Consider the following 26,910-nt stretch of genomic DNA (forward strand, 5'->3'; position numbering starts at 1 on the left):
AGGCCATCAGGTAAAAGCAAATTTTTTGCGTTAATGCATGGTGCATCAAAGCATCATTTAAAGCAAATAATTTGCTTTAGTGGGATACTGCAACCGTTGCCGCTTCTCGGCAGGTCATTGATTGCCACCATGTCTTCCGCTACCAAAGAACGTCTTCGCCCCGGCGGCCGCAGTGCGCGGGTGCAGGAATCGGTGCATGCCGCCGTGCGCGCCCTGACGGCCGAACATGGCCGCGCCGCGCTGACAGTACCGCTGATCGCGACGCATGCAGGCGTCACGCCGTCCACCATCTACCGGCGTTGGGGTGACCTGCCCGAACTGCTGGCGGACGTTGCGGTGGAACGCCTGCGGCCCGAAAGCGCGCCGATTTCCACCGGCGACCTGCGGACCGATCTGCAATTGTGGATTGACCAGTTCGTGGACGAGATGTCGTCGGGCCCGGGCCGCATCATGGTGCGCGACGTGCTGGCTGGCAGCGGCGATGGTCCGGATACCTGTTGTGCGTACACACAGGACCAGCTCGAGATCATCCTGGACCAGGCGCAGCGACGGGGCGATCCGCATCCGTCCATCGATGCGGTCATGGACGAGATCATCTCGCCCATCATGTACCGCATCATTTTTCGGGGGCAGACGCTGCGGGCCGCCTATGTGCACAGCCTGATCGCGACGTGCCTGGCGCGCGTCGCGCCGTAGGTTCCCCCCGGCTTATTCGACCGTGGCGCCCGACGCCTGCACGATGCCGCGCCACTTCTGGTAGTCGGTCTTGAGCAGCGACGAAAACGCATCGGGCGTCATGGCCTGCACTTCGGCGCCCTGGGCAATCACGGCGGCCTGCATTTCAGGCGTGGCCAGCAATTGATTGACGACGGTATTGACCGTGGTCACCACCGACTTGGGCGTGCCTGCCGGCATGAACAGGCCATACCAGGTGCTGACGTCGACGCTGGGGTAGCCCAGTTCGGCCACCGTCGGCACATCGGGCAGCGACGTGCTGCGCTTGGCCGACGTGACCGCCAGCGGACGCAGCTTGCCTGCCTTGATCTGCGCCATGGCCGACGCAACCGACGACACCATCAGGTCCACATTCCCCGACAGCACGTCGAGCATGGCTGCGTTCGATCCCTTGTAGGGGATGTGGCGGATGTCGATGTGCGCGGCGCCCTTGAAGATCTCGCCGGCCAGGTGAATGGTGGTGCCGTTGCCGGGTGACCCGTAGGTGACGGCGCCGGGTTCGGCCTTGGCGATGGTGACCACGTCCGCCAGCGTCTTGAAGCGGGAATTGACGCTGGTCACGATCATGATCGGCGTGAAGCCGACATGCGCCACCGCGACCAGATCGCGGGTGGGGTCGTAACTCAGATTCTTGTAGAGCCAGGGCGCCACGACCAGGTTGTCTTTCTGGCCCATGACCATTTCATAGCCGGTGGGCGCGGCACGGACTGCTTCGGTGATGCCGATCGTGCCGCCCGCGCCCGCGCGGTTTTCGGCCACCACCGTCCACTTCTGCACTTCCGTCAGTTTGTTCGCGACCAGGCGCGCCAGGATGTCGGTGCCGCCCCCGGGTGGGAACGGAACGATCATGCGGATGGGCTTGGTGGGGAACGTTTGCGCCTGGGCATGCACGGCGGTTGCGCCAACTGCCGCCAACGTGGCCGATGTGACAACGGCCAGCCCCAGACACGAAAAAACCTTGCGAATCACAACTGTCTCCTTGTTTTCACCCATAAGCATAAGCGGAAAGACAAGAAGATGCGTTGTCTGGAGCCGCGCCGGAACAGTGCGCGCGGCCCGCTGTGACGTCAATCGAGGGGTTTTCCGGTGCCGGCCAGATCGTGCAGTTGTTGCAGCAACACGTCGGGAACCATGACACCGTTGCCGGCCGCCTTCTCGCTCAGCGCTTCGCGACGCGCCCCCGGCAGACGAACGCCTTCGTCTTCCTGCATGGCGTCGACCAGGGCTTCGACCCGGTCCAGGTAGGCGGACTGCCCTGCCAGTGCCCCCGGATCGATCACCAGGAAAGCATGCCCGACCCGGGGCTGCTCGCCTTCGTCGGTCAGGAAGGAATCGGCTTCAAAACCAAAGTGCGCGCCGGTCAACGCGCATGCCAGCAGTTCCACGACCAGCGCCAGCATCGCGCCTTTGACGCCGCCCATGGGCAGCATGCTGCCGGCCAGGCCCGCCTTGGGATCGGTGGTGGGCTGGCCGTCGGCATCGAGCGCCCAACCCAAAGGGATCTCGCGGCCTTCCTTGGCGGCGACCATCAATTTGCCCCGCGCGACTTCGGACAAGGACAGGTCGATCAGGATGCGCGCGCCATTGCGGCGAGGAAATACGGCCGCGATCGGATTGGTGCCGAACAGCGCCCGCTTGCCGCCCCAGGCCGGCATGGCCGCCGGCGAATTGCTGAAGGCCAGGCCGACCATGCCCGCTTGCGCCACGGCCTCGAGGTGATAGGCGCCCGCGCCAAAGTGATGGCTGTTGGTGACGCCCGTGAATGCCACACCATGGTCACGCGCGCGGCTAACCGCGGTGTCGACGGCTTCGGCGCAAGCCGGATAGGCCAGGCCCGCACCCGCGTCGATCAGCACGGCGCCGCCCCGTTCACGCAGCACACGGGGCTTTGCCGTGCCCACGGCCCGCCCGTTGCGCAAGTGCGCCGCATACGCCGGCACGCGTGCCACGCCATGCGACGCCAGGCCCTGGCTGTCGGCATAGACCAGCGCACGCGCTGTCGCCTGCGCCATGGCCGCATCGGCGCCGCTTGCCGCCAGCGCCCGCTGCGCCAGCGCCAGCAGATCGTCTGTCGAGATCGTTGCCATGATCAACGACCTCCCTGTACTGCGCCGTTCACCGCGCCGTTCACCGCGCCATCGAGCACGGCAGCCACACGGTCGGCCACCACGCTCGACACCCTTTCATTGGCTTCCTGCGTCAGGCCGGCGATATGCGGGGTCAGGATCAGGTTGGGCGCGTCGGCCAGCGCACCGGCCGCCTTGACCGGTTCCTGGTCGAAGACATCGATGGCGGCGCCCCGCAACTGGCCGCTTTTCAATGCACCGGCCAGTGCGGCTTCGTCAACGATGCCGCCCCGTGCCGTATTGATCAGTATGCTGCCGGCCTTCATGCTGGCGATCCGCGCGCTGTCGAACAGATTGCGAGTGTCCGGTGTCAGCGGAATATGCAGCGTCACCACATCGGCCGCCGACAGCAGGGCGTCGAGTTCCATCCGTTGCACGCCGGTCTGCTTCCAGACGCCGCTGTCCGCGGGCAGCATGGGGTCGAAGGCCGCGACCCGCATGCCGATGCCCTGCGCCAGCGTCGCGGTCAGCTGCCCGATGCCGCCAAAGCCCACGATGCCCAGCGTGCGCTGCTCGGCCTCCAGCCCATTCGAATAAGCGGTGCGCGGCCAGGCGCCAGCAGCCACTTCTGCACTGGCGGTATAGGCCCCGCGCAGCAGCATCAGCGTCGTCGCAATGACGTATTCCGCCACCGCGCGGGCATTGGCGCCGGTAGCCGGGATGACCTCGATCCCGCGATCGCGGCAGGCGGCCACGTCGATATTGTCCAGGCCGACGCCCAGCCGCCCCACGACCTTCAGTCGTTTCGCCACCGCCAGCATCTCGGCATTCACCTGCGTGCGGTTGCGCACGATCACCGCCTCGGCATCTTCCAGCGCGGCCAGCAAGTCGTCGCGGCGATCCACCAGATCGGGTTCGTACCGGACATCGAACCGGCGAGCCAGCGCATGCACTGCGGCCTCGTCCATGAACTCCGTGATGATGATCCGCATGGTGTCGTTCTCCTTATAAATTTGATTGCGTCAGCCGACCGATATTTTGGCGTCCTGGATGATCTTGCGCCAGCGCACCACCTCGCTGTCCAGATAGGTGCGGAATTCGGCCGGCCCGCGTGGCTGCGGCGCAAAGCCCAGTTGCACCATCGCCTGCTTCATTTCGGGCCGCGACATCTGTTCGACAATCGCCTTGCCTGCCTGCTGCACGATGTGCGGCGGGGTGTTCGCCGGTGCGAGCACGCCAGTGAAATTGTCCACGATCAGGCCCGGCATGCCCGCTTCGCCCACGGTCGGGACATCGGGCAGGTCTGGCGTGCGCGCCTTGGCGGTCACGGCCAGCGCACGCAGGGCGCCGCTTTTTACATGCGGCAAGGATTCGGGATAGTTGGAAAAGATGACGTCCAGGTGGCCGCCCATCAGATCCACCAGCGACGGGGCGCCACCCTTGTACGGCGCATGGGTCATCGACACGCCGGTCAGGCTTTCGAACAAAGCCAGCGCCAGGTGCGGCGGCGTGCCGCTGCCGCTCGATCCGGCCGACAGGTTGCGGGTCTTGGCGACGCGGGTCAGGTCGTCCAGTGTCTTGATGTCGCTCTTGGGATTGACCACCACCATCATGCCGCACGACGCCAGGCCCGCGATTGGGGTCAGGTCTTTCATGAGGTCGTACCCGGCCTTGCTTTCGAACAGGGTCACGTTGGCCACGTGCGTCAACGTGATGGCGAGCCAGGTATAGCCGTCCGCCGCTGCGCGCGCGACGTGCGATGCGCCGATGTTAGCGCTGCCGCCGGGCTTGTTTTCAACGACGACATTCCACTTCTCGGCATCGCTCAAGGCCTTGCCGACCTGGCGCGCGGCCACGTCGGTCAGGCCGCCAGGCGGGAACGGCACGACATAGTTGATGGGCCGCTCGGGCCATGCGCCCGCGGACTGGGCCGCGAACGTCCAGGGCGACACGGCACAGAGCCCGCCTGCCCCCAACATGCCCAATACGCGCCGGCGTGACGCGTCCCAACCTCCGTCCGATCGTTCGATAGTCATGATGGTGTCCTCCGTGGGGTGGTTTGTGCGGGTCGGCACACTGCCCGCCGCGAAGGCGTGACGTCAACGACCCAGGTCTCCTCCACCCGGCTGGTCAGCCGGGGTTGCCGCCTTCGCGTCGTCCGGCGATCTGTGCGCCGGTACGCCGCGAAGCTTGGGTGCGGCAGCGAACGCCGGCCCGCAGGCTGGCGTTCGTCAGATCACGCGCTTTCGAACAGGCGCGTCAGCACGAACTCGCGATGGCCGAGCGCTTCGGCAGCCGTCCACCGGCCATTGGCCGTCGCCAGCATGCATTCAAGCAGCTTGTCGCCCGCCTGGTCCAGGTCGATCTCGCGTTGCAGCAGGCCGGACGTATCGACATCGACGTGTTCGGACATGGTCCGCACGGTACGCGGGTTGGCGCAAATCTTGATGACAGGCAGGATGGGATTGCCGATCACGTTGCCCTGCCCCGTCGGGAAGAAGTGGACCGCATAGCCCGACGCGGCGCAAAGGGTCACCATCTCGGCCGCGGCCGATGACGAGTCCATGAACCACAGGCCCGACGACGTCGGCATCTCGGCCTTGTCGAGCACGCCGTCGATCTTGCAGGTCTTGCCGATCTTCTGGATATTGCCCATCGCCTTTTCTTCGATGGTGGTCAGGCCACCCGCGATGTTGCCCTTGGTCGGCTGCGATTCGGACAGGTCCGTGGTTTTCCAGCGGTCGATCATCTTCTGATACCGATCGAACATGAACATGAACTTTTCGCGCACAGCATCGTTCGCGCAGCGTGCCGCCACGATGTGTTCACCGCCGGTCAGCTCCGACGTCTCGCCAAACACCAACGTATTGCCCAGGCCATACAGCTTGTCGAAGGCATTGCCCACGGTCGGGTTCGCGCCACAGCCCGATGTCGTGTCCGACTCACCGCACTTGGTCGACACCCACAGGTCCGAGATCGGGCACTCGGTCCGCGTCAGCGCGGTCGCGTAGTGCACGTATTCCTTGGCGGTCTTGGACGCGCGCATGATGGTGTCGTGGTCACCATGCAGTTCGATGCTGAAGCCGGCAACCGGTTTGCCGGTGGTGGCGATCGCATCGACCACTCGCTTGGTCCAGCCCTCTTCGATACCGATCACGACCACGGCCGCGACGTTGGGGTTGCAGCCCGTGCCGATCAGGGTGCGGAAATGCAGCTCCAGGTCTTCGCCAAACTGCAGGCGGCCATACGGATGCGGCAAGGCCAGCGTGCCCTTGATGTTGTTGGCGACGGCTTCGGCAGCGGCGTTCGAAATGTCATCGACCGGCAGCACGATGACGTGATTGCGGACACCCACGCGACCGTTGTCGCGGCGATAGCCCTGGAAGGTGGAAGTGGAAGTAACGACGGCCATGGTCGGATCCTTGAATGGGGGATTGCGCGGAAGGGGGCGATGCGCCCGTGACGTTGACGTGACGGCGCGCTTACCAGCGCTTGGTCTTGATGTTGTGGACGTGGGCGTGTTCGCCAGCCTTGATCGGCGCGACCACCTTGCCGATGTCGACCCCGTACTTGTAGATGGTGTCGCCAGTGGCCATGTCTTTGAGCGCGACCTTGTGGCCGATCGGGATGTCCTGCAGCGCCTTGACCGAGATCAACTGGTCTTCATCCATTACCCAGGCACTCATGTCGGTGCCGGCGGTAATGCCTTCCACCACGGCCACGGCGACCGTGTCTTTCGAGTCGTGCAATACGGCGTGAATCATGTCTTCCTCCGGTTGCCGATGCGATCGCGGGAGCTGCGTCGCACCTTGTTGCGTTGTCGGTGCAGCCATCTTAGGGGCCGACTTTTCTTAAGTCAACTAAATCATCTATATGATTTGAATGACTGGAACCCGGTGGTCCGGCTGGCGGTACAATCGGTCCATCGCAATCAACTCAACCGTCCATGAAGAACAGCAACCTGTCGACCATGATCTCGGCCCTGCCGGGCGACGCCCAGGCGGGCGCGCCACTCTATGCCCAGGTCAAACAGGCCGTGCTCGACGCGCTGTCGCATGGCGAGTGGAAACAGGGCGAGGCCATCCCGCCCGAAAAGCAGCTGGCCGAACGTTTCGGTGTGTCGATCGGCACGCTGCGCAAGGCCATCGACGAACTGTCATCCGAAAACATATTGGTGCGGCAGCAGGGCCGCGGCACCTACGTCGCGATCCACAATCGCAACCATCACTTCTTCAAGTTTTTCCGTGTGGTCGGGCAGGACGGCGTCAAGACCTACCCGGTCACCACGCTGCTCAAGTTCCGCCGCCTGCGGGCCACCGGCCCCCTGCGCGATGCGCTGCAACTCGACACCGGCGATCAGGTGTTCGAGTTTTCGAACCGGCTGGTGCTCAATGGCGATGTCGTCATGGTCGACACGATCACGGTGCCCGAACCGCGCTTCAGGGGCCTGACCGAACAGATGCTGCGCGAGCGTCCCAGCACGCTCTACAACTTCTACCAGGACGCCTTCAACATCAATGTGATCGCGACCGACGAACGCCTGCGCGCCTGCAGCGCCGACGAGATTCATGCGGGCTGGCTGGATGTGGCCGTGGGCGCGCCGCTGCTGGAAGTACGCCGCCTGGCCTACTCCTACAACCGAGAGCCGGTCGAATGGCGGGTGTCGCGGGTCAACACCGAGAAGTATGAATACCTGGGCCAGGCGCCAGGAACGCCACCCGCAAGCTGACCTCCCGCTCACCGCTCGACACACCCTGCTGCATCCGCCTACGTCGTGCGCCGGACGATTCAGATATAGTCATTCGCCCCTTACCTGACAGGAATGCACGCGGATGGATGAACGAGCGGCAAGAGACGTGCTGGCAATCCGCGCGATCGAAACCACCGATACGGCGCATGCGGTGCTGGATGACGCCGCCTATCGCGAGGCCAGCCTGAGCGCGCGCCGCCAGTTGCAGCTGGGCGCATCGGGCGATGCCGCCGCGGTCACGCCCGACGCCTTCCTTGCCCGGCGCGCCGACCTGCTGCTGACCGACCTGGGCACGCGCACGCCCGGACTGGCGGCGTGGCGCAAGCCATTGCGCTGGCCGGCGTTGCTGCTGATTGCGCTGCCCCTGCTGGCGCTGGCCTCGGGCATGCTGACCGAACGCATTGCGAACCCGCACCGGATGGACCTGCTGTCCTTGCCGCTGCTGGGCATTGTCGGGTGGAACCTGCTGGTGTATGCGGGCATGCTGGTGATGGCTGTGGTGCCGTCGGCGTCCGTGCGACTGCCGCGTTGGCATCTGCCAGCCTGGCTGTCAGGCGCGACACGACGTCTGCCCGGCCGGCCGACGCCCGCGTTGGCACGGTCCATGTCGGCCTTCCAGCAGGATTGGCAGGTCCGGGCGGCGCCTTTGACCGCCGCCCGCTGGCGGCGCGCGCTGCATCTGGCGGCGGCGGCATTGGCTGTGGGTGTCATCGCGTCCTTGTACCTGCGGGGACTCACCGTCGAATATCGCGTCGGCTGGGAAAGCACGTTCATGGACGCGCCGGGTGTCCATCGTCTGCTGTCGATCATCTTCTGGCCGGTGACCGCGCTTTTTCCCGGCTTGAACTGGTTGCCTTCGGATATCGCGGCGCTGCGCTTTTCCGATAGCGGCGGCACGGCCAATGGCGCGCCGTGGATTCATCGGTATGCCTTGCTGTTCCTGCTGCTGATCGTGGTGCCGCGGGTCGTGTTGGCGGGCTATGCGCAGTGGCGCGCGGCCCGTATGCAGGCGCGCTTTCCGGTCAGTTATGACGAGCCCTACTTTCGCCGCGTGCTGGGCGCGCTGGGCTCGCAAGCACTGGTCTTGCGCGTGATTCCCTACAGCTTTGCCGTGGACGAAGACCGGGATGCCGGTTTGAAAACCTTTGCCCGCGCCCTGCTCGGTGACACCGCCCAAATGACCCTGCGACCCGCCGCAAGCTACGGCGATACGCCCGACGCCGCCCTGGCAGGCACCGATGTCGCCCACGACACCGCGACGATGACGCTGGTCTTGTTCAACCTGTCGGCCACGCCCGAAATCGACACGCATGGCGCCTTCGTCGATCACCTGTCGCGCGCCCTGCCCGGCAAGGTGGCCATCGCGGTGGACACCTCCGCCTACGCGCAGCGCCTGGGCGGCGCGAGCGATGCCGACGCGCGGCTGTCGCAGCGCAAACAGCTGTGGCAGGACTTTGCCGATCTGCACAAGGTGCAGCTTCACCTGATGGACCTGCACACCGGAGTCCGCCCATGACGACCTTGCCTATCCGCCTGCAGCTGTGTTTGGTCTCACACACCAATGCAGGCAAGACGACCCTGGCCCGCACCCTGTTGCTGCGCGATGTGGGCGAAGTGCGGGACGCCGCGCACGTGACCGAGACGGCCGACGCCCACACCCTGCTCACCTCGCCCGAAGGGGACGAGCTGACCTTGTGGGACACGCCCGGTTTTGGCGACTCGGTGCGGCTGGCCAAACGACTGAGCCAGGCTGGCAACCCGGTCGGCTGGTTCCTGAGCGAAGTCTGGGATCGCATGCGCGACCGCCCCTTCTACCTGAGCCAGCGCGCCCTGCTTGCCGCCCGCGATCACGCGGACGTCGTGCTGTATCTCGTCAACGCGTCCGAAGACCCGCAAGACGCCGGCTACGTCGTCCCGGAAATGCAGTTGCTGCAGTGGCTGGGCAAGCCGGTCGTTGTGCTTCTCAACCAGATGGGACCGCCCGCACCCGCCAATGCGGAACAGGCCGACATCCGCAAATGGTCGCAGGCCTTGCGATCGTCCACCGTTGTTCGCGCCGTGCTGCCCATGGACGCCTTTGCGCGGTGCTGGGTCCATGAGGGCGTGCTGTTCGAAAGCCTGGTGGACCTGGCTCCCGCTGACAAACGAGAGGGTGCGCAGCGGCTCGTGGCGACCTGGGAAGCCCGCAACACCGATCGCTTCGAGGCGTCCATGCACGCCCTGGCTGATCTGCTGGCCGCCGCCGCGCGCGACACGCAGGCGGTGGCCAGCGACGCCTCGACCTTGAAGAAGGCGCTGCACGCCATCACCCCGGGCAAACGGGTCGCCGACCCTGCACAAGACAGCGCCATGCGGGCCCTGGTCGAACGCGTCGCGGGCGTGGAATCGCAGACCACCTTGAAGCTTCTGGCGTTGCACGGCCTGGATGGCAAGGTGGCCGCGCGCGTGAACGAGCGCTTGAGCGAACACATGAACATCCGCACCCCGGTAGGCGTAAAACAGGCCGGCCTGGTGGGCGCGATCCTGTCGGGCGCCGCCACCGGGGCATCGGCCGACGTCTTGAGCGGCGGCCTGACCCTCGGCGGTGGCATGGTGGTCGGCGCGGTCGTGGGCGCGGCCACCTTTGCCGGCGCGGCCTGGGGCGTCAACAAGGCCAGCGGCGCCGACCGCGCCACGGTACGGTTGAGCCATGCCTACCTGCAGGCGCTGGCCGAAGCCGGCCTGCTTCGCTATCTGGCCATCACGCACTTTGGCCGCGGGCGCGGCAACTTTGTTGAAGGCGAAGCCCCCGCCTTCTGGCGCGACGACGTGGCGCGCGTCATCACTGAGCGCGCCGACCCGCTGCAGGAAGCCTGGACCGCCGCCCGCAACGCACCTGGCGACAATGCCCCCGTCGCGACGCTGGCCCGCCTGCTGGCCGACGCCATGGCGCACTTGCTGGAACAGCTGTATCCGGAAGCGGAAAAGCTGAAACTGCGCCATATCGAGGATGAGTCCAACGGGTAGGACGCAGGTGGGTCGACAATAGGACGCGACTAGGACGGTTGACGAACTCAACCATGGGACGCGGCTAGGACGATGACGACTAGGACGACGGGTAGGACGGCAGTAGGACGAGACTAGGACGATCACGCTTTGCCGTTGTGCCTGCCAATTGGCACAACGGCAACAGAATTTGCCCGGAATCGACCGGCAGACGTCCCGTCGAGTATCCGCATGCCAGCAAGGCAAGCCGTCGCTTTCATCCCAAATAGGGTGGACTGACTAGGGTTCCCACCGATATGTCCGCCGCACGGCATCAGGTTGAATCCTTTAAGGTTCAACTACGCGCGTCGGTGCAACGACGCCCCGTAGTCTGGCATCCCCTTCCTATCCATAAAATTGACCGGCGCTGCAGGCGCCAGGGAACACTCAACTCATGTCGCTGACCGTCAAACCAGGCGTCACCGCCCTCTTCACCGCCGCCATCGTCGGCATCTGTGCCAGCGGCTCGGCCATGGCGCAAGCCTATCCCAACAAGCCCATCCGCCTGATCGTTCCGTTCGCGGCAGGCGGCACGACCGACATCGTGGCGCGCATCGTCGCCAACGGCCTGTCGCAGGAACTCGGCCAGACCGTGGTCGTGGAAAACCGCGGCGGTGGCGGCGGCGCCATCGGCGCCGACGCGCTCGTGCGCTCGCCCAACGACGGCTACACCCTGGGCATTGCCACCGTCAGCACCATGGCCACCAACCCGGCCACCAACGCCAAGACACCGTACGATCCGATCAAGGACTTCACGCCGATCACCAACCTGGTCAACGTGCCCAACGTCCTGACCATCAACCTGCAAGTCCCGGCCAAGAACATGAAGGAGTTCATTGCGCTCCTGAAGAAAGAGCCCGGCAAATACAGCTACGCATCGGCCGGCACCGGTTCCATCTCGCACCTGGACGGCGAACTCTTCAAGTCGGTCACCAAGACCAACATGGTCCACGTCCCCTACCGCGGCTCAGGCCCCGCCCTGAACGACACCCTGGCCGGCCAGGTCAACGCCCAGTTCGACAACCTGCCGTCCACCATGCCCCACGTCATCGCCGGCAAGCTGCGCGCCCTGGCCATCGCGTCGCCGCAACGCCTGCCCGCCCTGCCCGACGTCCCGACCTTTGCCGAAGAAGGCCTGCCGGAAGTCAACAACGTCGCCTGGTACGGCATCGTCGCCCCGGCCGGCACGCCCGCCGCGGTCGTCAAGCGCGTGCAGGAAGCGTCGGTCAAGGCCTTGAAGATGCCCGCCGTGCGTGACCGCCTGCTGGAAAGCGGCGCCCTGATCGACGGCAACACGCCTGAACAGTTCAGCGCCCAGATCGCCAAGGAACTGGCCCTGCGCAAACGTATCGCCAAGGAACAGAACATCGTCCTGATCGAATAGGCCTTGCCTGTTTTTCAGGCAACGCTGGGCGAAGCGCAGCAATTTTGCCGGTCGACTTTACAAGCGCCTAAAAAGTTTGCTATAGTTTCGTTCTCGGGTTGTTAGCTCAGTTGGTAGAGCAGCGGACTCTTAATCCGTAGGTCGAGTGTTCGAGCCACTCACAGCCCACCAGAACTGCCGGTGTAAGAAGCCGGAAAAAAGCCGCATCAATGCAAATTGATGCGGCTTTTTTGCGTGTGCTGGTTTTGAGTTTGCCTGTGGGGCGAATCGGGCGGCGCCAGAGTGTGCTCAGTCAGGCAGTGCCGTCGTGGACCGACGCAAGGTGCTTTTGTCCCTGTGCAGCAAGGCCGCGCCGCGATCGCGACAGAATCTGCTCGGCGCGTTGCATCATGTCTTGCGCGTTCTCGATGAAGGCGCCCAGTGCGTCCACCCGCGCCGTGCTCGGATCCGGGATGCGGGGCGGCAGCAACCTCCCCTCCCTGACATATATCTGGATGAATGCGCTGTCGGGATCGATGAAGGCAATACCGGTATCGGTCAGGACCGCCCACGGCGGGTCAGACAGGACGGGCCTGACCCCACTGACAGGCCTGAGCCCCAGAAAGACGCCTTCAACCAGCACATCGCCCACAAGCACCCGCATGCGCTTTCCCAGGAATTGCGGCCATGCGTCGGAAATCCCAAGCATGCGAGTGACCTCTGCCCTACGGCGCTAATAGGTGGGGCGATCTGCGAAGGCAGACGGCGGGCGAGCGCTCCGCACTGTTGTGCATTGCGGTGCTCATGCTTACGACTCTATAGGACGTTTGGCGCTGACGAGAGAAAAATTTCGAGCGTTGTTGCACTTTTGGTGAGATTGAGCGCGCATGCTGGGTGGTCCGTCAGAAAACCGCCGACGCCAGAAGCTGGAATCACGGGAGCATTCGATGCGCACTTAATCAAAGTGGTATTCGCCATCCCGCTCACCGTATCGACGTCAACTTGCCAACCTACCATTAGTAGTTTAACTTAACTACCAATGGTAGCTTGCACTCGAGCTCCTCGACCCCACATCAAGGATGGCAAACATGAAAACAGGTCCGATACTTTTCGCGGGTGGTTCCGGCAGCGTAGGGCGCAAGACGCTTGCGTGGTTCAGAACGCGGCATCCCGATACACCGCTGCTCATCGGTGGGCGCAACCTCAAGACCGCAGGCGAATTGGCTGACTCGACCGGATCTGCCCGCGCGGTGGGCATTGATCTCGATCAACCCCGGCTAGGCCTGGGCCAGGACATCACGGTTGGTGCGGTGGTCATGCTGGTGCCCGACAATGGATTGAACGGGCTGCGCCTGGCGCAAGAACAAAGCGTGCCCTACATGAGTATCGGAAGTGGCCTGATCGAAGTCGCGTCCGAGCTTGCCCTGTTCACGCACCGCCCTGCCTCTTCCCCCGTGGTGCTGGCATCGCATTGGATGGCGGGCGCGGCGGTGCTGCTGGCGGCCCGGGCGGCGCAGCAGTTCGACCATGTGCGGTCCATTGCACTGGGGGCGCTGGTGGACGATCAGGATTCAGTCGGGCCGACCGCCGTGGAAGACATGGAGCGCCTGCACGAAGCCGCGCCTGCCGCGTTTGCACTCAAAGACGGAAAGCGCGTCTGGTTGACCGGCGATGACGTCCATCACGAGATCGAGACGGTCGACGGCCGGCGGCTTACTGGGAGCGCATTCTCTTCTTTCGACGTCGTGAGCTTGCAGGCGTTGACGGGCGCGCCCGATATCCGTTTCGACCTGGTGACCGCGGAATCATCCAGTCGGCGCAAGGGCGGCAAGGCTGCGACGGAAATCATGGTTGAGCTTGAAGGGAATATCGCCGGCAGCCCGGCCAAACGCCGCGCGACGCTGGTCTTCGATGACGGCACCGCAGCGCTCACGGGCGTCAGCGTGGTCCTGCTGCTGGGGGCGGTGTTGGGGCTGGATGGGCAAGCGCCGATGCCGCCCGGGCTGTACATGCCTGAGTTGCTGGCGCGGCCTGATGACTTCGTGGCGGCGCTTGTCGAGGCCGGCGCCCAGGTAAGCTGACCGGGGCATCAAGCCTGCGCGTTGGCACTCCCGACGCTAGCCGCATCCGTGCTCAGTGGTAGATACACAAGGAAACCGCATGGTCGCGCTGCGGGTTGGGATACTCGCAAAAACTGTGAGGTGACATGCCAACCAAGCTATACGACCTGTGGCCTGAACTGGAAGGGAAGCATCTGAAAGTGGTTGCGCCTTGGGGCACCCTTGAAGGAACGCTGATCGGGATCACCGCGCCCGCAGATGCATCTGCAGTCCACCCGGAAGCAGAACTACCGTGGGCAATCCGGACCGATGACGGACAAGAAGTGCTTCTTGATCCCGAAAATCCCGCTATCAAAATCTACGTGGAAGGCCAGCAGCTGGGCGCGTCCGGGACGATTCCTTTAACGACTGGACTGCAGGATCGCGTACATGATCTTCTGACGAAGTACGACCACTTCCTGGCCATGCTTCGCAAGGCGTCATCCCGGAACCGACGCTGACCTCGCGGCATCACGGAAGCGATGCTGCGCCCGAGTCGTTTTCGATAGAACTTACGTCAAGACAGAGCAAAAGCTTACGATTTCGCTGTGGCAGTGCGGCGACGGATGGCTTCTACAGGCTGGCAACGGGTTACCCTGACCCGCCATTCGCCTTTTGGAACCCCGCATTTCAATGTGCCGCACGCAATGACCCGCCCCAGCCTGCCCCGCGATTCTCTTCCCGCTACCGACGCGCATTATCGCGCGCTGTTCGAGCAGTGCGCTCTTGGAATGGCGCGCGCGCAGTTCCCGGATGGCCGCTGGCTTGAGGTCAACGCAGCGTTCTGCCAGATGCTGGGACGCACGCCAGAGGAAATGCTCGTTGCCTGCTGGCCAGAAATGACCCACCCGGACGACATCAAGGCAGATCTCGTCAATTTCGAGCGCATGGCCGCAGGCCAGCTCAACGCTTATTCGCTTGAAAAGCGGCTCCTTCACAAAGACGGCCACTACATCTGGACCAAGCTGCATCTGTCGGTTGTCCGGGACGCGAGCGGCGCCCCGGATTACGAGATGGCCGTGATCGAAGACATTCGTGAACGCAAAGCCGCCGAAGAGGAATTGGTACAAAGCCGTCTGAAGCTCGAAGCAGAACGCGCCTGGTTCAAGGCCATCGTCGACACCATACCTACCGGCCTGATCATGCTCGACGCGTCCGGCGCCATGATCCTGGAAAATGCGGAGTGGAAGAAAACGTGGGCGGGAAACGCAATCGTGGATTCCGTCGTCGATTACGACGCCTACAAGGGGTTCCGTCCAGATACGGGCGAGCGAATTGATGCGCTCGACTGGCCCTGCGCACTGTCGCTCAAGCAAGGGATATCGACCCGAGACGTTGTGCTCGACATCGAGCGACTCAATGGCACGCGGGGAACCATCGTGGTGTCGAGTTCGCCCATTCTTGACCGGGACGGCAACATTGTTGGCGCGGTGGCTGCGAACATGGACATCACCGAGCTGCGGGCCGCTCAAGCCCGCTTGGTGGAAGCGGACAAGCGCAAAGACGAATTCCTGGCCATGCTGGCGCATGAACTGCGCGGGCCCATGAGTGCGATCGTGAACACCGTTCAACTGCTCACCCGTCAGACCACCGAAGACAGTGCGCGCACGTACCTGGCCATTCTGACCCGGCAGAGCGAAGTGCTCGGTGGTCTGGTCAACGACCTGCTGGATGTGTCGCGCATCACGCGGGGACTGATTGAGCTTAAACACGAGCGGCTTGACGTCGGCGCCTTGGTCAACCAGGCGCTGGAAACGGTGCAGTCCCTGATGGACGAAAAGGGTCATACGCTGAGCGTCACCCTGCCACGAAAGATAGTCGAGGTGACAGGCGACCCGGTTCGATTTGAACAGATACTGGTGAACCTGCTGACCAATGCGGCGAAGTACACGGACCCCGAAGGCCGCATTGCGCTGACTCTCGAACAATGCGACGAGCAGGCCTGTATCCGGGTGCGGGACAACGGTATCGGAATCGCAAATGACATGCGCGACCGGATCTTCGATCTCTTCGCACAGGCGAATGGGGGCCTTGCGCGCTCGCAGGGCGGTCTGGGCATCGGCCTGACGATAGTCCGCAGCCTCGTCCAGCTTCACAAGGGCAAGATCGAGGTGCTGAGCGAAGGGCTTGGGCACGGGGCAGAGTTCACGGTTTCCTTTCCGATAGCGGCGCCGCAAGCCCGTGCGGCCAGGACCTATCAACAGCAACCCTTGCCTGCCGTGCAGCCTGGGGGCAAGCGAGTGCTGGTCGTCGATGACAACCCCGATATTGCAGAAACGCTGGCGCTGCTTCTCGAGCACTTCGGGCATACGGTGACTGTCGCGCATGACGGACCGGCTGCATTGCAAAAGGCGGAAGAAGTCGACCCGGAAGTGATTCTGCTGGATATCGGACTGCCGGGAATGGACGGCTATGAGGTTGCCCGCCGCCTTCGCAAGGACCCGCGCCTGGGCCACGTGATACTCGCCGCGGTGACTGGCTATGGTCAGGACCAGGACCGGCGTGTCGCCATCGAAGCTGGCTTCAACAAACACTTCACGAAACCCGTCGATATCGATGCACTCAATGCCTACGTCACGTCGGCCAAGCTTTAGCGGACTCTCTGGTTGATGGCACAGCCGCGGCGTGGCGGGGTCGGCTGATCGCCACGGGTATCCCCTAGCGCGTCACAAGCCTCAAACCATTGACAGCAAAGCAAGCCCTGTCCAAACTACGTGAAAATTCACACAGTTTTCACGTAAATGACAACTCAACTTCGCAAGATCATCTTCTCGCTTCCCAAGCGCCGGCCCACGCGCGCAGTCAAGGATGAGGCCGAGCTTTTCCATGTGACGGACTGGCCCATGCACTACTTGCTGGCCATTGACCGCCATCACGTACAGAACATGGCGCGCGTGCTCCAGCCTCTCGATTGCAGCCCGCTGATGTGGCGGGTGCTGAGCATCCTGGCGGATCAGGATGGGCACAACGTCAGCGAACTGGCGGAGCTGAGCGTGATCGAACGCTCGAATCTCAGCAAACTTCTTGACGGCATGGAACGCGATGGACTGATCGCGCGCACCGCGCCGGACGGCGACAAACGCAAAACCCTGATTTTCCTGGCGGATAGCGGCCGGGACCTGTTTGCCAGGTCTTTACCTGTCGTGCTGCGCTACTACGCCAGTTTCCTCACGGGGATCTCCCCTTCCGAGATGACCGCGTTCATGAAGGTCCTGACGCGGATCAAGTCAAACGTGAAGACGTTCGACCCCCGCGATGTTCATGGAAAAGATTGATCCACCCACCCACAGCTGATGAGGTCCACCGTGCTCCTTCGCCGTCGCGTTCTACTTTCCGCCTCGCTTGCAGGTGCCGTCATGCTGGCCGCGCCGGCCTGGGCACAGGACAGCTATCCCAAGAAGCCGATCCGGATCATCGTTCCCTATTCCGCCGGTACACCGCCGGATATCGCCACGCGCATCGTTGCTCACCATATGTCGACGGGTCTGGGGCCGACTGTCATCGAGAACAAGCCGGGAGCGGCTGGCGCGGTCGCGCTTGCCGAGTTGATGCGTCAGCCGGCTGACGGCTACACGCTGATGACCATGCTGCAGCCGATCACCGTGGCACCGGCGCTATTTGCCAACTTCAAATTCGACCTGGCGCGAGATATCCAGCCAGTGGGACAATTCACGCGGTACAGCAACATCCTTGTCGTCCATCCCGATGTGAAGGCGACCACGGTAGAGCAGCTTGTCGACCTGATGAAGAAAAATCCGCAGGGCTTCAGCTTCGCGTCCGGAGGCGCCGGTACGCCGGCACATTTGTCCGGGGAACTGTTCAAGCAGCTTGCCAATGTGTCCGCGACACACGTTCCGTACAACCAGTTCACCTTGGGTATCCAGGACCTGGTGGCAGGCCGCGTGCAATTCATGTTCGTGACCAGCAGCGCGATCATGCAATTCATCGAACAAGGCAAGGTCCGTCCGATCGCGGTGACCGGCACGCGGCGGCTTGCCAATGCGCCAACGATCGCGACCATGGCGGAGTCCGGGTATCCCAAGTTCGACGTCACGGGTTGGGACGGCCTGGTAGCACGCTCGGGCACACCCACGCCGATCATCGAACGGCTCAACGCCGAACTGTCCAGGGCAGCGCGCAGGCCCGACGTGGAAGAACGCCTTACGGCGCTCGGCGTGGAACCCGTGACAGGAACACCGGCCGCATTCGGCGCGCTGATTTCGTCCGAGGTCGTTCGCTGGGGCACGCTCGTCCAGAACGCAGGGTTCAAGGCGGAATGAAGCGCGGCATTCGGAGAAACACACCATGAAAAAAACAAAGAACGTGCTGTTCGTCATGTGCGACCAGCTCCGGGCCGACTATCTGGGGTGCTACGGCCACCCGACGATCAAGACACCTCACATCGATGCGCTTGCGCAGCGCGGAACGTCCTTCACGCGGGCCTATTGTGCTTCGCCAACGTGCGGCCCATCCCGGATGTCGTTCTATAGCGGACGGTCGATGTTCAGCCACGGCGCGGTCTGGAACTTCATGCCGATGTCGATCCGTGAGCAGATGCTCGGCGACTTGCTCCGGCCGTACGGTGTGCCGGTGGCGCTTGCCGGAAAGACCCATTACGCGCCCGACGACGAGGCCGCGAAGCGGCTTCACATTCCGCCAGACGTGATGACGCACATCCAGGAGGGTGGCTTCGAGGTGGCGGACCGGTATGAAGGACATGCAGATCCGGGCGGTGACCATCCTTACGTCGCCTATCTGAAAGACCACGGGTATGGCGCGGACCCCTGGAAAGAGCACGTGATGTCGGCCATGGCGGAGGATGGCACGCTGGCGAGTGGCTGGCAGATGCGCAACGTTCATCTCCCGGCCAGGGTGCGAGAAGAACATTCAGAAACGGCCTACACGACGGACGTCGCCATCGATTACATCCGCCGTCAGGGCGACACCCCCTGGTGCCTTCACTTGTCATACATCAAGCCGCACTGGCCCTACCTTGCGCCTGCGCCTTACCACAACATGTACGGCCCCGAGGACTGCCTGGAGACGGTGAAGTCGGCGGGCGAACAGGAGGACCCTCACCCCGTTCATGCCGCCTACATGAAGCACGGAGAGAGCGTCGCATTCGCCAGGGACGAGGTCGCCGCCAAAGTGAAGGTGGCGTACATGGGGCTGGTCAGCCAGATCGACGCGCACATCGGCCGGCTGATGGCGTCGCTTCGGGACCTGAACCAGCTGGACAACACGCTGATCGTATTCACCGCGGACCACGGCGACTATCTTGGGGACCATTGGCTGGGTGAAAAGGATCTTTTCCACGACGCGTCAGCGCGTATTCCCATGATCCTTGTCGATCCGGATGCCGCGACGTCTTCCAAGGGGCTGCGCAGCGATGCCCTGGTCGAGGCGATCGACGTAGTGCCAACGATCCTGGAGGCCTTCGACGTCCCTTTGCCTGCCCATCTTCTTGAAGGACGTTCGCTGCTGGCGTTGACGCGAGGCAGCGACGTGACGTGGCGAGACGCCGCGATTTCCGAGATCGACTATGCGTTTCGCGAAGCCCGTCTGGAACTCGGGCAGGATCCCCGCCGCTGCCGCGGGTACATGGTGCGTACCAACCGATGGAAGTATGTCTTTTGGGAAGGCTTTCGCGAACAGCTGTTCGACCTGGCCGAAGATCCGCAGGAGCTGCATGATCTCGGCGCTCTTGGCTCGACGCAGCAGGAACGGGCGCGTCACAAGAACATTTTGTTCGAATGGATGCGAGCACGAAAGCTGAGCGTGACGGTGCCCGACGAAAGGATCTGCATTTCGCGGCACACCATCGAGCCTGCTCATGGGATCGAGATCGGGGTCTGGTAACCGAACACGCTGTGTTGCGACGGTATCTCGAGGGCGCGATAACGTATCGAAGCATGCGCAGCCAATCAGCCTCCTGAACCGTGCAGAGTTTCAACAGTCGGCTTGCTTCTGCCGGCCGGAGCAACCTTGACCATCAATGCGATCCACAGCGCCGCAAGAAGCATCAGCACGCCACCTGCGACAAATACGCCTGCGATGCCGCTGATGCTGAACATGGCTCCCCCCGCAGCTGCACCGGCGGCGATGGCCGATTGCACTGACGCCACCACCATGCCGCCCGCGCTTTCCGCTTGGTCCGGCGCGGCCCGGGCCACCCAGTTCGACCATGCCACCGGCACGGCGCCAAATGCGAAGCCCCATAGCGCAACCAGCAGGGCCTGGACCGTCAGCGCTGCAGGGAATGCGACCAGACCAAGCGCTGCGATGCCGACGAGCGCGGGCATGAAAACGAGGGTAGCTCGTTCACTGCGGTGCAATAGCCAGCCCGCCAAAAGGGTACCGAGAAAGTTGGACAAGCCGAATCCCAGGAGTAGCAGCGCGAGGCCGTCAGGCCCGACGCCAGCCGTACTTTCCAGAAAAGGCCGAATATAGGTAAACAGCGCGAAGTGCCCGGTGTGCACGAGCACGCACCCCAGCATGCCCACGCCTATCCCCGGGCGCCGTAGCACGTCCAGCACCGACCGCAGCCGCGTAGCCTTGGTTGGTGAAAGCCGCGGCAGTGTGAGCCACTGAAAGGCAAGCGTCACGATGCCTACGGCTGCTGCCGCCAGGAATGCGCTGCGCCAGCCGTAGCGCCCACCCATGAAGCTGCCGAGCGGGACAGCGACTACCGTACCTACCGCGATGCCACTGAAGATGATAGCCAGCGCACGCGGGAGCAGCGCCAATGGCACCAGGCGCATCGCGACGGCCGCCGCCATGCTCCAAAAGCCACCCAGCGCGATACCCAGCAAGATTCGCATCAGAAGCAGCACCGCGAGGCTCGACGATGCCGCCACCAGCAGATTTGAAATGACCATCAGCGCCGAAAGGCCAAGCAGCACGACACGGCGGTCGATCGTCCGGGTAAGTCCTGGCACGAGCAGGCCGGCGAACAGGGCAACCAAAGCAGTTACGGTCACCGCCTGCCCTGCCAACGCTTCCGAGACATCCAAGTCGACGGCCATCGGCGTAAGCAGGCTCGCCGGAAGATACTCGGCGGTCAGCAGCCCAAAGACCCCCATCGCCAGCGAGAATACGGCTGTCCAGTTGGGCGCCTCTCTCACAACGTGGGCCAATCCGAATAGCCGGTCGCGTCGCCACCGTACCAATACTCTTTGGGTGCGTCCGCCAAAGGACCATTTTTCCGAAGACGTTCAATCAAGTCAGGATTGGCAATGAACGGGCGGCCCATGCTGACGAGATCGGCGCTTCCATTCGCCAGGGCACCCTCGGCCAGCGCAAGGTTGTAGTTGTTGTTGGCAATATACGCGCCGCGAAAACGCTGGCGCAGTTGATCAAAACGCACGCCACCCGCTTCTTCCCGGCTCATTTGCGTCACACCTTCGATATCGTGAACGTAAAGGATGCCCAGCGCTGACAAGGCACCGAGATAGGCGCTGTACGTAGCCATGGAATCGCTGTCGAGCGGCGTCTCGCCCGGCGTGGTGGTGATGGGCGATATTCGGACCCCTACCCTGTCGGCTCCCCAGACCTCGACTACCGCCCGAACAACATCCAGGGGAAATCTCAATCGGTTCTGAAGTGAGCCGCCATAGGCGTCGCTGCGAAAGTTGGTGCTGTCGCGAATGAACTGCTCCAACAGATAGTTGTTGGCAGAGTGCACTTCGACACCATCAAAGCCGGCAGTCATGGCATTCGCAGCCGCTTTTCGGTAGTCGTCCACGATTCGAGGGATTTCATCGGCTTCCAAGGCGCGGGGAGTGATGAAGTCCTTCATGCCGTCATGCACCCGGATCTGGCCCGAGGGTCTTATGGCTGACGGCGCAACCGGAGCACTGCCGCCATGCATGTCGGGATGGGAGATGCGGCCCGTATGCCAGAGCTGGAGAAATATCTTTCCGCCCCGTCGATGAACGGCTTCAGTCACCGACTTCCAGGCTCGCACCTGAGCGTCGGTCCAGATGCCCGGCGTGCGAGGATAACCTCGCGCCTGAGCCGAAATGTTGGTCGCTTCAGTGATGATGAGACCGGCGCCTGCGCGCTGGGCGTAATAATCGGCCGCATAGGCTGGAGGGACGCCCTCCTCGTTTGACCGGCTGCGCGTCATTGGAGCCATGACGACACGGTTCGCAAGCTTCAATCCGCGGATCGTTACTGGCTGGAAGATCTGGCGTTCATTGCTCGGAGTTTTATCGCTTTCCATTCTCGGCCTTGTGACAGTGGAAGCAGCAAAGGTCTGCTTCGGTCGTCAGCTTAGGCAGGACCTGCTACGGCCGGAAGGTGCGTCGTAGACCTATGAGCGCCACTCCTACCCAAGCGAGCGAGGCAGGTAGGTCACCAGGGAAAGATTGGGGCGCCCGTGCGGCGCCAGTGCGACGTACGTGAATTCGAGAAGGCTGCCGTCGGCTTGACGAAGGCGCTTGCGGCCTTCGTCAAATCCCTGAACCGCGGTGTCAGGCCACCACCCGCGAAATTCAGGACTGAGCGCGTTGAGCTCATCAATCAACGCATTGAACGGTGCTTGCTCTTGTGCCTGCGCACGTGCTGCCCTGAAGGTCGAGATCATTCCGCGCGCCATGGCTTCCCAATCGACGATCCGTGTTCGATAAGGCACGTGAAGAAATAACAACCGCAGCGTATTGCGCTCGTGTGGTTGCAAACGACCATAATCCGTAAACACCTCGGCGATCCCATTGTTCCAGGCAAGGATATCGAGCCGTGCATTCCGCACATACGCCGGAACCGGATCGATCGCCTGGACCAATAACTCCAGGCCGGTCGTCAGATCTTCGTCAGTCGAGGGGGGCGGCGCGCTTGACGCGCCCAAAGCGAAGAGGTGCGCGGACTCCACGCGATCCAGCTGAAACACTTTCGAAAGGCGCGCAAGGGCTTCGGGCGAAGGATGGATATCCCTGCCCTGTTCAAGCCACGTGTACCAGCTCACGCTCAAGCCAGCGAGCACGGCGACCTCTTCCCGTCGCAATCCTGGAGTGCGGCGTTTTCCAAGCGTCAGTCCGAACGCTTCAGGGTTGGCCTGAGCCCGCCGACTGGCAAGGAACAGTCCGAGTTCGCGCCGCTGTTCGACAGAGGTTTTCCGCACGCCGCCGTCAGCCTGGCCGCAACCGTGCGCCAATGTCGAGCGCCGTTTTCTGCACGAGGGAAAGCAATTCGGGCCGGCCATCGGCCACGGAAAATTGCGGCGTCAGCGATGCAATGCTGACGCTTGCCACGAGTTCGCCTCGGGCATTCAGTACGGGTACCCCGAGTGCGGACATGCCCAGCGCGTAGTCATCTGTCGCGAATTCCCACCCCTGCTTTCTGATCTTCGCAGCGGAGGCTTCCAGCATGGCGGGATCGACGACGCTTCGAGAAGTGGGCTGCTCAAGTGGCGCGCCGAGCACTTTCCCTCTTTCTTCAGCAGACAGATACGCCAGCAAGACCCGCGGCCCGGCACTGTGGTTCAGGGTGACACGCGTACCGATACCCGAGCGCAAGGTGTCAATGTGCAGCTCGGGACTTTTCACTCTGTCGAGACACATCGCAAACCCGTCGAAGTACGTCCAAAGATAAGACGTCGCACCGGACTCTTCGGCAAGCCGCGTCAACGCTGGCGCAGCGACATCGCGCAGGTCGCTTCCGTACCTGACGCCAGGCAGCAGCAACAGGATGCCTGGCCCGAGAGAATAGGTCTTTGTCGTGTCATCGAACTCGATGAAGTCCCCAGATGCGAGGGTCTGGAGGATGCGTCGTGTTGTGCCTTTGTCGAGCCCGCTCAGACGAGTGAGTTCGGCGAGTGACAACCGAGTGGAAGTGGGCCCGAAGGCACGCAATAGCGCCATGGCGCGTTCGACAGCACGAACCTTCGATAACGAGCCACCACTATCCGCCATATGTGCACCGAATGCTTGATCAGCCCCCGAGTATATCGCCCGGTGACATGCTGCCAGGCGCATGCCGAGGCCCTCACCCAGGGTTGCCAAGGTCGGGGTCCACCATTTGTTCAGCGCCCTGATGGCCTGCACAGCTGCTCAATCCGCCTTGATGTTGTTGCGCTTTGCGATATCGCCCCACAGCTGGAAATTCTGCTCCGTGAGCTTTGCCAACCGCTCCGGGGTTCCGCCACCCACCAGATCTCCGTTCTTGGTGATGGCATTCGCGATCGCCGGTGACAGGATTGCGGTGTTCAGTGCCGCGTTCATTCTGCGCACGATATCGAGCTCGAGTCGTGGAGCGCCCCAAAGCCCGACAAAGGAGCTCACCGCGAAATCCTTCAAACCCAACTCCGAGGCAGTGGGAACGTCCGGTAACGCAGGCAGGCGAGCGGCGCTGGTGACCAGGATCGGGTGCAATCGCCCCGATGCAATAAAGGGAATCAGAAGTGACGCACCGTCCATCACACAGGGCACCTGATTGCCGATGACATCGCGAATTGCCGGACCGCTGCCCTTATAGGCGACGTGTGTCATTGCAGGCAAGCCCGCGCGCTCACGGAAATACTCCATCGCCAGATGCGTGATACCGCCGTTGTCCGCTGTTGCGTAATTGAATGCACCCGCCTTGGATTCAGACTGAACCCACGACCGAAACTGATCGAAGTTTTTCGCTGGCGAGCCGGGATTCACACATAGGACCAGACTGGATTCAAAAATCAGCCCGATCGGCGCGAACTCCATCGGGCTAGGTACTGGCGTCGGGAATGTGTGCGGATTGATGGTGATGCTGGTGTTGGCAACCAACATCCTGTGGCTGTCCCTGGATCTCAACACGTCGCTGACGGCCAGGTTGCCCGAGGCGCCGGGTTTGCTTTCCACCACTGCCGGATACCCCAGGGATGTGCCCAGGCCGGTCGAAAGTAACCGCGCGCCGGCGTCAGTCAGTCCACCCGGCGGAAACCCGACGACGAAAGTAATGGGTTTGGATGGCCAAGCCTGCGCGGCAAAAGCCGAAGGCGCCAATGTCGAAAGCGCCCCGAGGGAGGCCGAGGTGAGAAAGGCGCGCCGTGATGGAGTCGTCATGAAATTCCTTGATGTGAGTTGGAAAGCACGGCACGAGGACACCAACGCCGGTGAGCCGATTTTTAACACAGTGTCGTGAGTTGATCTATAGTGTCATCTAATGACACAACCAAAACAGGACGACCATGACCGCCAATGGCGAAACGAAACCCGTACGCAACGGCAATGACGGTGTGGCCGCAAAACGGCCGGGGACCTACGACGGCATTGAGGTCGACGCGATTTCTGGAAGGCGACAAGGAGCCCGCGAAACCTGGGTGGAAGTTCCCGAGCGAAACGGTTATCCCGCTGCCTGGTGTTACACCGACAAGCGCTCTTACCTTCCTGGTGACACCGTCCGTCTGCACCTTTCTTCCAACGTTGACGCCATTGCAGTTCGAGCAGGGCGGGATGACGCGACAAGCATCTCCTTGCACCAGACGCGCCTTGCGAAGGCGCGCTTTCATCCCTTGCCCGAACGAGCCTACGAGCACGGGTGCGACTGGCCGGTGTTTACGGAATGGACCCTGCCGGCACACGTGCAGCCAGGCGCCTACCTGGTGGAGGCTATCGACTCGACAGGCGCGGTGCTGGGGCACCATCTCTTTTTCGTCAAGCCAGTTCACCGACGTGCCAGCGCGCTCGCGCTGGTCGTCGCGACGTCCACCTGGACTGCCTACAACGACTGGGGCGGAGCCAATCACTACTACGGCCTGCATCCTGGAACGCCGCGTGGTCGGTCGCCCAGGCTGTCAATTCACAGGCCTTGGGCCCGCGGGCAAATATGGCTTCCTTCCGATGCGCCGCGCTCAATGAATTCCGAGCGGGCCGACAGACCCGGGTCTGCACGTTACGAATTCATCGAGTGGGCGTCCATCCACGGATTCAGCAAGTATTACGCGCTTGCAGGCTGGGCCACCTACGAAAGACCGTTTGTGTTGTGGGCTGAAAAGCACGGGTTCGAAGTCGACCTCATAACGCAGGATGAACTGCATAGCCAACCTGACGCTCTCGATGGTTATGCCTGTGCTGTCTTTGTCGGTCACGATGAGTACTGGACTCGAGAAATGCGCGATCACGTCGACGCATTCATCACCCGCGGCGGCAATGTCGCGCGATTTGCTGGCAACTTCATGTGGCAGATTCGCCTTGAGGACAATGGCGCAACGCAGGTGGCTTATAAATACGATGCTCGAACGCAGGATCCGGCACGGGATTCGGATCCCGGCAGACTGACGAGCGCCTGGGAGGATCCTTTAGTCAATCACCCCGGCGCGAGTACATTCGGCGTCAACGCCTTGCGCGGCATCTACGCCGGATTTGGAGGGATGGCGCGACAGAGCCCGCGTGGCTACTCGGTTTTCAGACCGGAACACTGGGCATTCGCAGGTACCGGTCTCGGGTACGCAGATATGTTTGGGAGCCAGGCCAGCATATTTGGATATGAGGTGGACGGACTCGACTACACCTTCCATGAGGGCCGGCCTGAACCGCTTGGCAGCGACGGCGCCCTTCCAGGACTCGAAATTCTCGCGATGGGTTGGGCGACATCGGCCGAGGCCGGGCGGCCCCAGGACAGCGATTCGCTCATGCTGGGAGATCGCGATGCTCACTTCCGGGCCGCAATGCTGGAGTCAGACACATCCCCGGCGACTGTGCAAAAGCACAGTCGGGGATGCGGCATGATCGTTCACTTCAAAAAGGGTCGTGGACAGGTCTTCACTGCGGCAACCTGCGAGTGGGTGGCAGGACTGTGCAAAAATGATTTTGCGACAGTGACCATTACCAGAAATGTCCTCAAGGAATTTCTAAAGCGATCGATCTGATAAAGGCCTGCCACCCGGCGCAGTATCTTAGC

General features: G+C 62.7%; 24 protein-coding genes and 1 tRNA gene. 13 read left to right on the forward strand and 12 right to left on the reverse strand.

The window, feature by feature from the left end:
- Nucleotides 1-129: 129 nt before the first annotated feature.
- The gene (locus HD883_RS11275; protein ID WP_179585498.1) at nt 130-696 is read left to right on the forward strand and encodes a TetR/AcrR family transcriptional regulator; all 567 of its coding nucleotides are present in this window, start codon (nt 130-132) and stop codon (nt 694-696) included.
- A 12-nt stretch (nt 697-708) separates the two neighbouring features.
- On the opposite strand, the gene HD883_RS11280 is transcribed toward HD883_RS11275, so the two are convergent.
- The 6 genes from HD883_RS11280 to HD883_RS11305 all read right to left on the reverse strand — a co-directional run bounded on the left by HD883_RS11280 (nt 709) and on the right by HD883_RS11305 (nt 6,565).
- The gene (locus tag HD883_RS11280) at nt 709-1,704 is read right to left on the reverse strand and encodes a Bug family tripartite tricarboxylate transporter substrate binding protein (RefSeq protein WP_373563347.1); all 996 of its coding nucleotides are present in this window, start codon (nt 1,702-1,704) and stop codon (nt 709-711) included.
- A 98-nt stretch (nt 1,705-1,802) separates the two neighbouring features.
- Complete coding sequence (locus tag HD883_RS11285; RefSeq protein WP_179585494.1) at nt 1,803-2,822, reverse strand: Ldh family oxidoreductase; 1,020 nt, start codon at nt 2,820-2,822, stop codon at nt 1,803-1,805.
- A gap of 2 nt (nt 2,823-2,824) precedes the next feature.
- Entirely contained in the window at nt 2,825-3,793 is a 969-nt protein-coding gene (locus HD883_RS11290) for a hydroxyacid dehydrogenase (protein ID WP_179585492.1), read from the reverse strand.
- Between the two features lie 30 nt (nt 3,794-3,823).
- A complete protein-coding gene (locus HD883_RS11295) occupies nt 3,824-4,837 on the reverse strand; it encodes a Bug family tripartite tricarboxylate transporter substrate binding protein (RefSeq protein WP_179585490.1) in 1,014 nt (337 codons plus the stop codon).
- 200 nt (nt 4,838-5,037) lie between these two features.
- Nucleotides 5,038-6,213, reverse strand: a complete 1,176-nt coding sequence (locus HD883_RS11300) for a UxaA family hydrolase (RefSeq protein ID WP_179585488.1) — start codon at nt 6,211-6,213, stop codon at nt 5,038-5,040.
- A 70-nt stretch (nt 6,214-6,283) separates the two neighbouring features.
- Nucleotides 6,284-6,565 carry a UxaA family hydrolase gene (locus tag HD883_RS11305; RefSeq protein WP_179585486.1) on the reverse strand — a complete coding sequence of 94 codons (282 nt, stop codon included), beginning with the start codon at nt 6,563-6,565 and terminating at the stop codon, nt 6,284-6,286.
- Nucleotides 6,566-6,771: 206 nt separating this feature from the next.
- On the opposite strand from HD883_RS11305, the gene HD883_RS11310 reads away from it, so the two are divergent.
- The 5 genes from HD883_RS11310 (at nt 6,772) to HD883_RS11330 (ending at nt 12,130) form a co-directional block, all read left to right on the forward strand.
- Nucleotides 6,772-7,530: a GntR family transcriptional regulator gene (locus HD883_RS11310; protein ID WP_179588605.1), complete on the forward strand. Its 759-nt coding sequence runs from the start codon at nt 6,772-6,774 to the stop codon at nt 7,528-7,530.
- Nucleotides 7,531-7,633: 103 nt separating this feature from the next.
- Nucleotides 7,634-9,067 (forward strand): DUF2868 domain-containing protein, encoded by a 1,434-nt coding sequence (locus tag HD883_RS11315; protein WP_179585484.1) that lies wholly within the window; start codon nt 7,634-7,636, stop codon nt 9,065-9,067.
- Entirely contained in the window at nt 9,064-10,557 is a 1,494-nt protein-coding gene (locus HD883_RS11320) for a DUF3482 domain-containing protein (RefSeq protein WP_179585482.1), read from the forward strand. Before HD883_RS11315 ends, HD883_RS11320 begins: the two co-directional genes overlap by 4 nt.
- A gap of 412 nt (nt 10,558-10,969) precedes the next feature.
- Complete coding sequence (locus HD883_RS11325; RefSeq protein WP_179585480.1) at nt 10,970-11,959, forward strand: Bug family tripartite tricarboxylate transporter substrate binding protein; 990 nt, start codon at nt 10,970-10,972, stop codon at nt 11,957-11,959.
- Between the two features lie 95 nt (nt 11,960-12,054).
- Nucleotides 12,055-12,130 (forward strand) — tRNA-Lys (locus tag HD883_RS11330).
- Between the two features lie 121 nt (nt 12,131-12,251).
- Here the strand turns inward: HD883_RS11330 and HD883_RS11335 are convergent.
- On the reverse strand, nt 12,252-12,647 hold the full coding sequence (locus HD883_RS11335) for a hypothetical protein (RefSeq protein WP_179617610.1): 396 nt from the start codon (nt 12,645-12,647) through the stop codon (nt 12,252-12,254).
- Nucleotides 12,648-13,026: 379 nt separating this feature from the next.
- Between HD883_RS11335 and HD883_RS11340 the strand changes: the two genes are divergently transcribed.
- From HD883_RS11340 to HD883_RS11365, 6 genes are all read left to right on the forward strand, one after another.
- Entirely contained in the window at nt 13,027-14,019 is a 993-nt protein-coding gene (locus tag HD883_RS11340; RefSeq protein WP_179585476.1) for a hypothetical protein, read from the forward strand.
- Nucleotides 14,020-14,144: 125 nt separating this feature from the next.
- Entirely contained in the window at nt 14,145-14,498 is a 354-nt protein-coding gene (locus HD883_RS11345; protein ID WP_179585474.1) for a hypothetical protein, read from the forward strand.
- Nucleotides 14,499-14,603: 105 nt separating this feature from the next.
- Nucleotides 14,604-16,631 carry a PAS domain-containing hybrid sensor histidine kinase/response regulator gene (locus tag HD883_RS11350; protein WP_179585472.1) on the forward strand — a complete coding sequence of 676 codons (2,028 nt, stop codon included), beginning with the start codon at nt 14,604-14,606 and terminating at the stop codon, nt 16,629-16,631.
- Between the two features lie 147 nt (nt 16,632-16,778).
- Nucleotides 16,779-17,312 (forward strand): MarR family winged helix-turn-helix transcriptional regulator, encoded by a 534-nt coding sequence (locus HD883_RS11355; protein WP_179585470.1) that lies wholly within the window; start codon nt 16,779-16,781, stop codon nt 17,310-17,312.
- Between the two features lie 81 nt (nt 17,313-17,393).
- Complete coding sequence (locus tag HD883_RS11360) at nt 17,394-18,317, forward strand: Bug family tripartite tricarboxylate transporter substrate binding protein (protein ID WP_179585468.1); 924 nt, start codon at nt 17,394-17,396, stop codon at nt 18,315-18,317.
- A 25-nt stretch (nt 18,318-18,342) separates the two neighbouring features.
- Nucleotides 18,343-19,896, forward strand: coding sequence for a sulfatase-like hydrolase/transferase (locus tag HD883_RS11365; RefSeq protein WP_179585466.1), 1,554 nt, complete (start codon nt 18,343-18,345; stop codon nt 19,894-19,896).
- A 65-nt stretch (nt 19,897-19,961) separates the two neighbouring features.
- Here the strand turns inward: HD883_RS11365 and HD883_RS11370 are convergent, their stop codons facing one another.
- The 5 genes from HD883_RS11370 to HD883_RS11390 form a co-directional block, all read right to left on the reverse strand.
- Entirely contained in the window at nt 19,962-21,119 is a 1,158-nt protein-coding gene (locus tag HD883_RS11370) for an MFS transporter (protein WP_179588604.1), read from the reverse strand.
- A gap of 38 nt (nt 21,120-21,157) precedes the next feature.
- A complete protein-coding gene (locus HD883_RS11375; RefSeq protein ID WP_179585464.1) occupies nt 21,158-22,261 on the reverse strand; it encodes an alkene reductase in 1,104 nt (367 codons plus the stop codon).
- A gap of 105 nt (nt 22,262-22,366) precedes the next feature.
- Nucleotides 22,367-23,158, reverse strand: coding sequence for a helix-turn-helix transcriptional regulator (locus HD883_RS11380; RefSeq protein WP_373563348.1), 792 nt, complete (start codon nt 23,156-23,158; stop codon nt 22,367-22,369).
- Between the two features lie 7 nt (nt 23,159-23,165).
- Nucleotides 23,166-24,011 carry an IclR family transcriptional regulator gene (locus HD883_RS11385; protein ID WP_306456321.1) on the reverse strand — a complete coding sequence of 282 codons (846 nt, stop codon included), beginning with the start codon at nt 24,009-24,011 and terminating at the stop codon, nt 23,166-23,168.
- Between the two features lie 75 nt (nt 24,012-24,086).
- Entirely contained in the window at nt 24,087-25,073 is a 987-nt protein-coding gene (locus HD883_RS11390; RefSeq protein WP_179585458.1) for a Bug family tripartite tricarboxylate transporter substrate binding protein, read from the reverse strand.
- Nucleotides 25,074-25,198: 125 nt separating this feature from the next.
- Here HD883_RS11390 and HD883_RS11395 point away from each other — a divergent pair, with 125 nt between their 5' ends.
- Entirely contained in the window at nt 25,199-26,878 is a 1,680-nt protein-coding gene (locus HD883_RS11395; protein ID WP_179585456.1) for a N,N-dimethylformamidase beta subunit family domain-containing protein, read from the forward strand.
- Nucleotides 26,879-26,910: the final 32 nt, after the last annotated feature.

Source organism: Pigmentiphaga litoralis (genome assembly GCF_013408655.1).
In the GTDB taxonomy this organism is placed as follows: Bacteria; Pseudomonadota; Gammaproteobacteria; order Burkholderiales; family Burkholderiaceae_B; genus Pigmentiphaga; species Pigmentiphaga litoralis_A.

Excerpts from the sequence above, each read along its gene's own strand:
- HD883_RS11275 (WP_179585498.1), top strand. The coding sequence starts at position 130 with ATGTCTTCCGCTACCAAAGAACGTCTTCGCCCCGGCGGCCGCAGTGCG.
- HD883_RS11285 (WP_179585494.1), bottom strand. The coding sequence starts at position 2,822 with ATGGCAACGATCTCGACAGACGATCTGCTGGCGCTGGCGCAGCGGGCG.
- HD883_RS11290 (WP_179585492.1), bottom strand. The coding sequence starts at position 3,793 with ATGCGGATCATCATCACGGAGTTCATGGACGAGGCCGCAGTGCATGCG.
- HD883_RS11295 (WP_179585490.1), bottom strand. The coding sequence starts at position 4,837 with ATGACTATCGAACGATCGGACGGAGGTTGGGACGCGTCACGCCGGCGC.
- HD883_RS11300 (WP_179585488.1), bottom strand. The coding sequence starts at position 6,213 with ATGGCCGTCGTTACTTCCACTTCCACCTTCCAGGGCTATCGCCGCGAC.
- HD883_RS11305 (WP_179585486.1), bottom strand. The coding sequence starts at position 6,565 with ATGATTCACGCCGTATTGCACGACTCGAAAGACACGGTCGCCGTGGCC.
- HD883_RS11310 (WP_179588605.1), top strand. The coding sequence starts at position 6,772 with ATGATCTCGGCCCTGCCGGGCGACGCCCAGGCGGGCGCGCCACTCTAT.
- HD883_RS11315 (WP_179585484.1), top strand. The coding sequence starts at position 7,634 with ATGGATGAACGAGCGGCAAGAGACGTGCTGGCAATCCGCGCGATCGAA.
- HD883_RS11320 (WP_179585482.1), top strand. The coding sequence starts at position 9,064 with ATGACGACCTTGCCTATCCGCCTGCAGCTGTGTTTGGTCTCACACACC.
- HD883_RS11325 (WP_179585480.1), top strand. The coding sequence starts at position 10,970 with ATGTCGCTGACCGTCAAACCAGGCGTCACCGCCCTCTTCACCGCCGCC.
- HD883_RS11335 (WP_179617610.1), bottom strand. The coding sequence starts at position 12,647 with ATGCTTGGGATTTCCGACGCATGGCCGCAATTCCTGGGAAAGCGCATG.
- HD883_RS11340 (WP_179585476.1), top strand. The coding sequence starts at position 13,027 with ATGAAAACAGGTCCGATACTTTTCGCGGGTGGTTCCGGCAGCGTAGGG.
- HD883_RS11345 (WP_179585474.1), top strand. The coding sequence starts at position 14,145 with ATGCCAACCAAGCTATACGACCTGTGGCCTGAACTGGAAGGGAAGCAT.
- HD883_RS11350 (WP_179585472.1), top strand. The coding sequence starts at position 14,604 with ATGGCTTCTACAGGCTGGCAACGGGTTACCCTGACCCGCCATTCGCCT.
- HD883_RS11355 (WP_179585470.1), top strand. The coding sequence starts at position 16,779 with ATGACAACTCAACTTCGCAAGATCATCTTCTCGCTTCCCAAGCGCCGG.
- HD883_RS11360 (WP_179585468.1), top strand. The coding sequence starts at position 17,394 with ATGCTGGCCGCGCCGGCCTGGGCACAGGACAGCTATCCCAAGAAGCCG.
- HD883_RS11365 (WP_179585466.1), top strand. The coding sequence starts at position 18,343 with ATGAAAAAAACAAAGAACGTGCTGTTCGTCATGTGCGACCAGCTCCGG.
- HD883_RS11370 (WP_179588604.1), bottom strand. The coding sequence starts at position 21,119 with ATGGGGGTCTTTGGGCTGCTGACCGCCGAGTATCTTCCGGCGAGCCTG.
- HD883_RS11375 (WP_179585464.1), bottom strand. The coding sequence starts at position 22,261 with ATGGAAAGCGATAAAACTCCGAGCAATGAACGCCAGATCTTCCAGCCA.
- HD883_RS11385 (WP_306456321.1), bottom strand. The coding sequence starts at position 24,011 with ATGCGCCTGGCAGCATGTCACCGGGCGATATACTCGGGGGCTGATCAA.
- HD883_RS11390 (WP_179585458.1), bottom strand. The coding sequence starts at position 25,073 with ATGACGACTCCATCACGGCGCGCCTTTCTCACCTCGGCCTCCCTCGGG.
- HD883_RS11395 (WP_179585456.1), top strand. The coding sequence starts at position 25,199 with ATGACCGCCAATGGCGAAACGAAACCCGTACGCAACGGCAATGACGGT.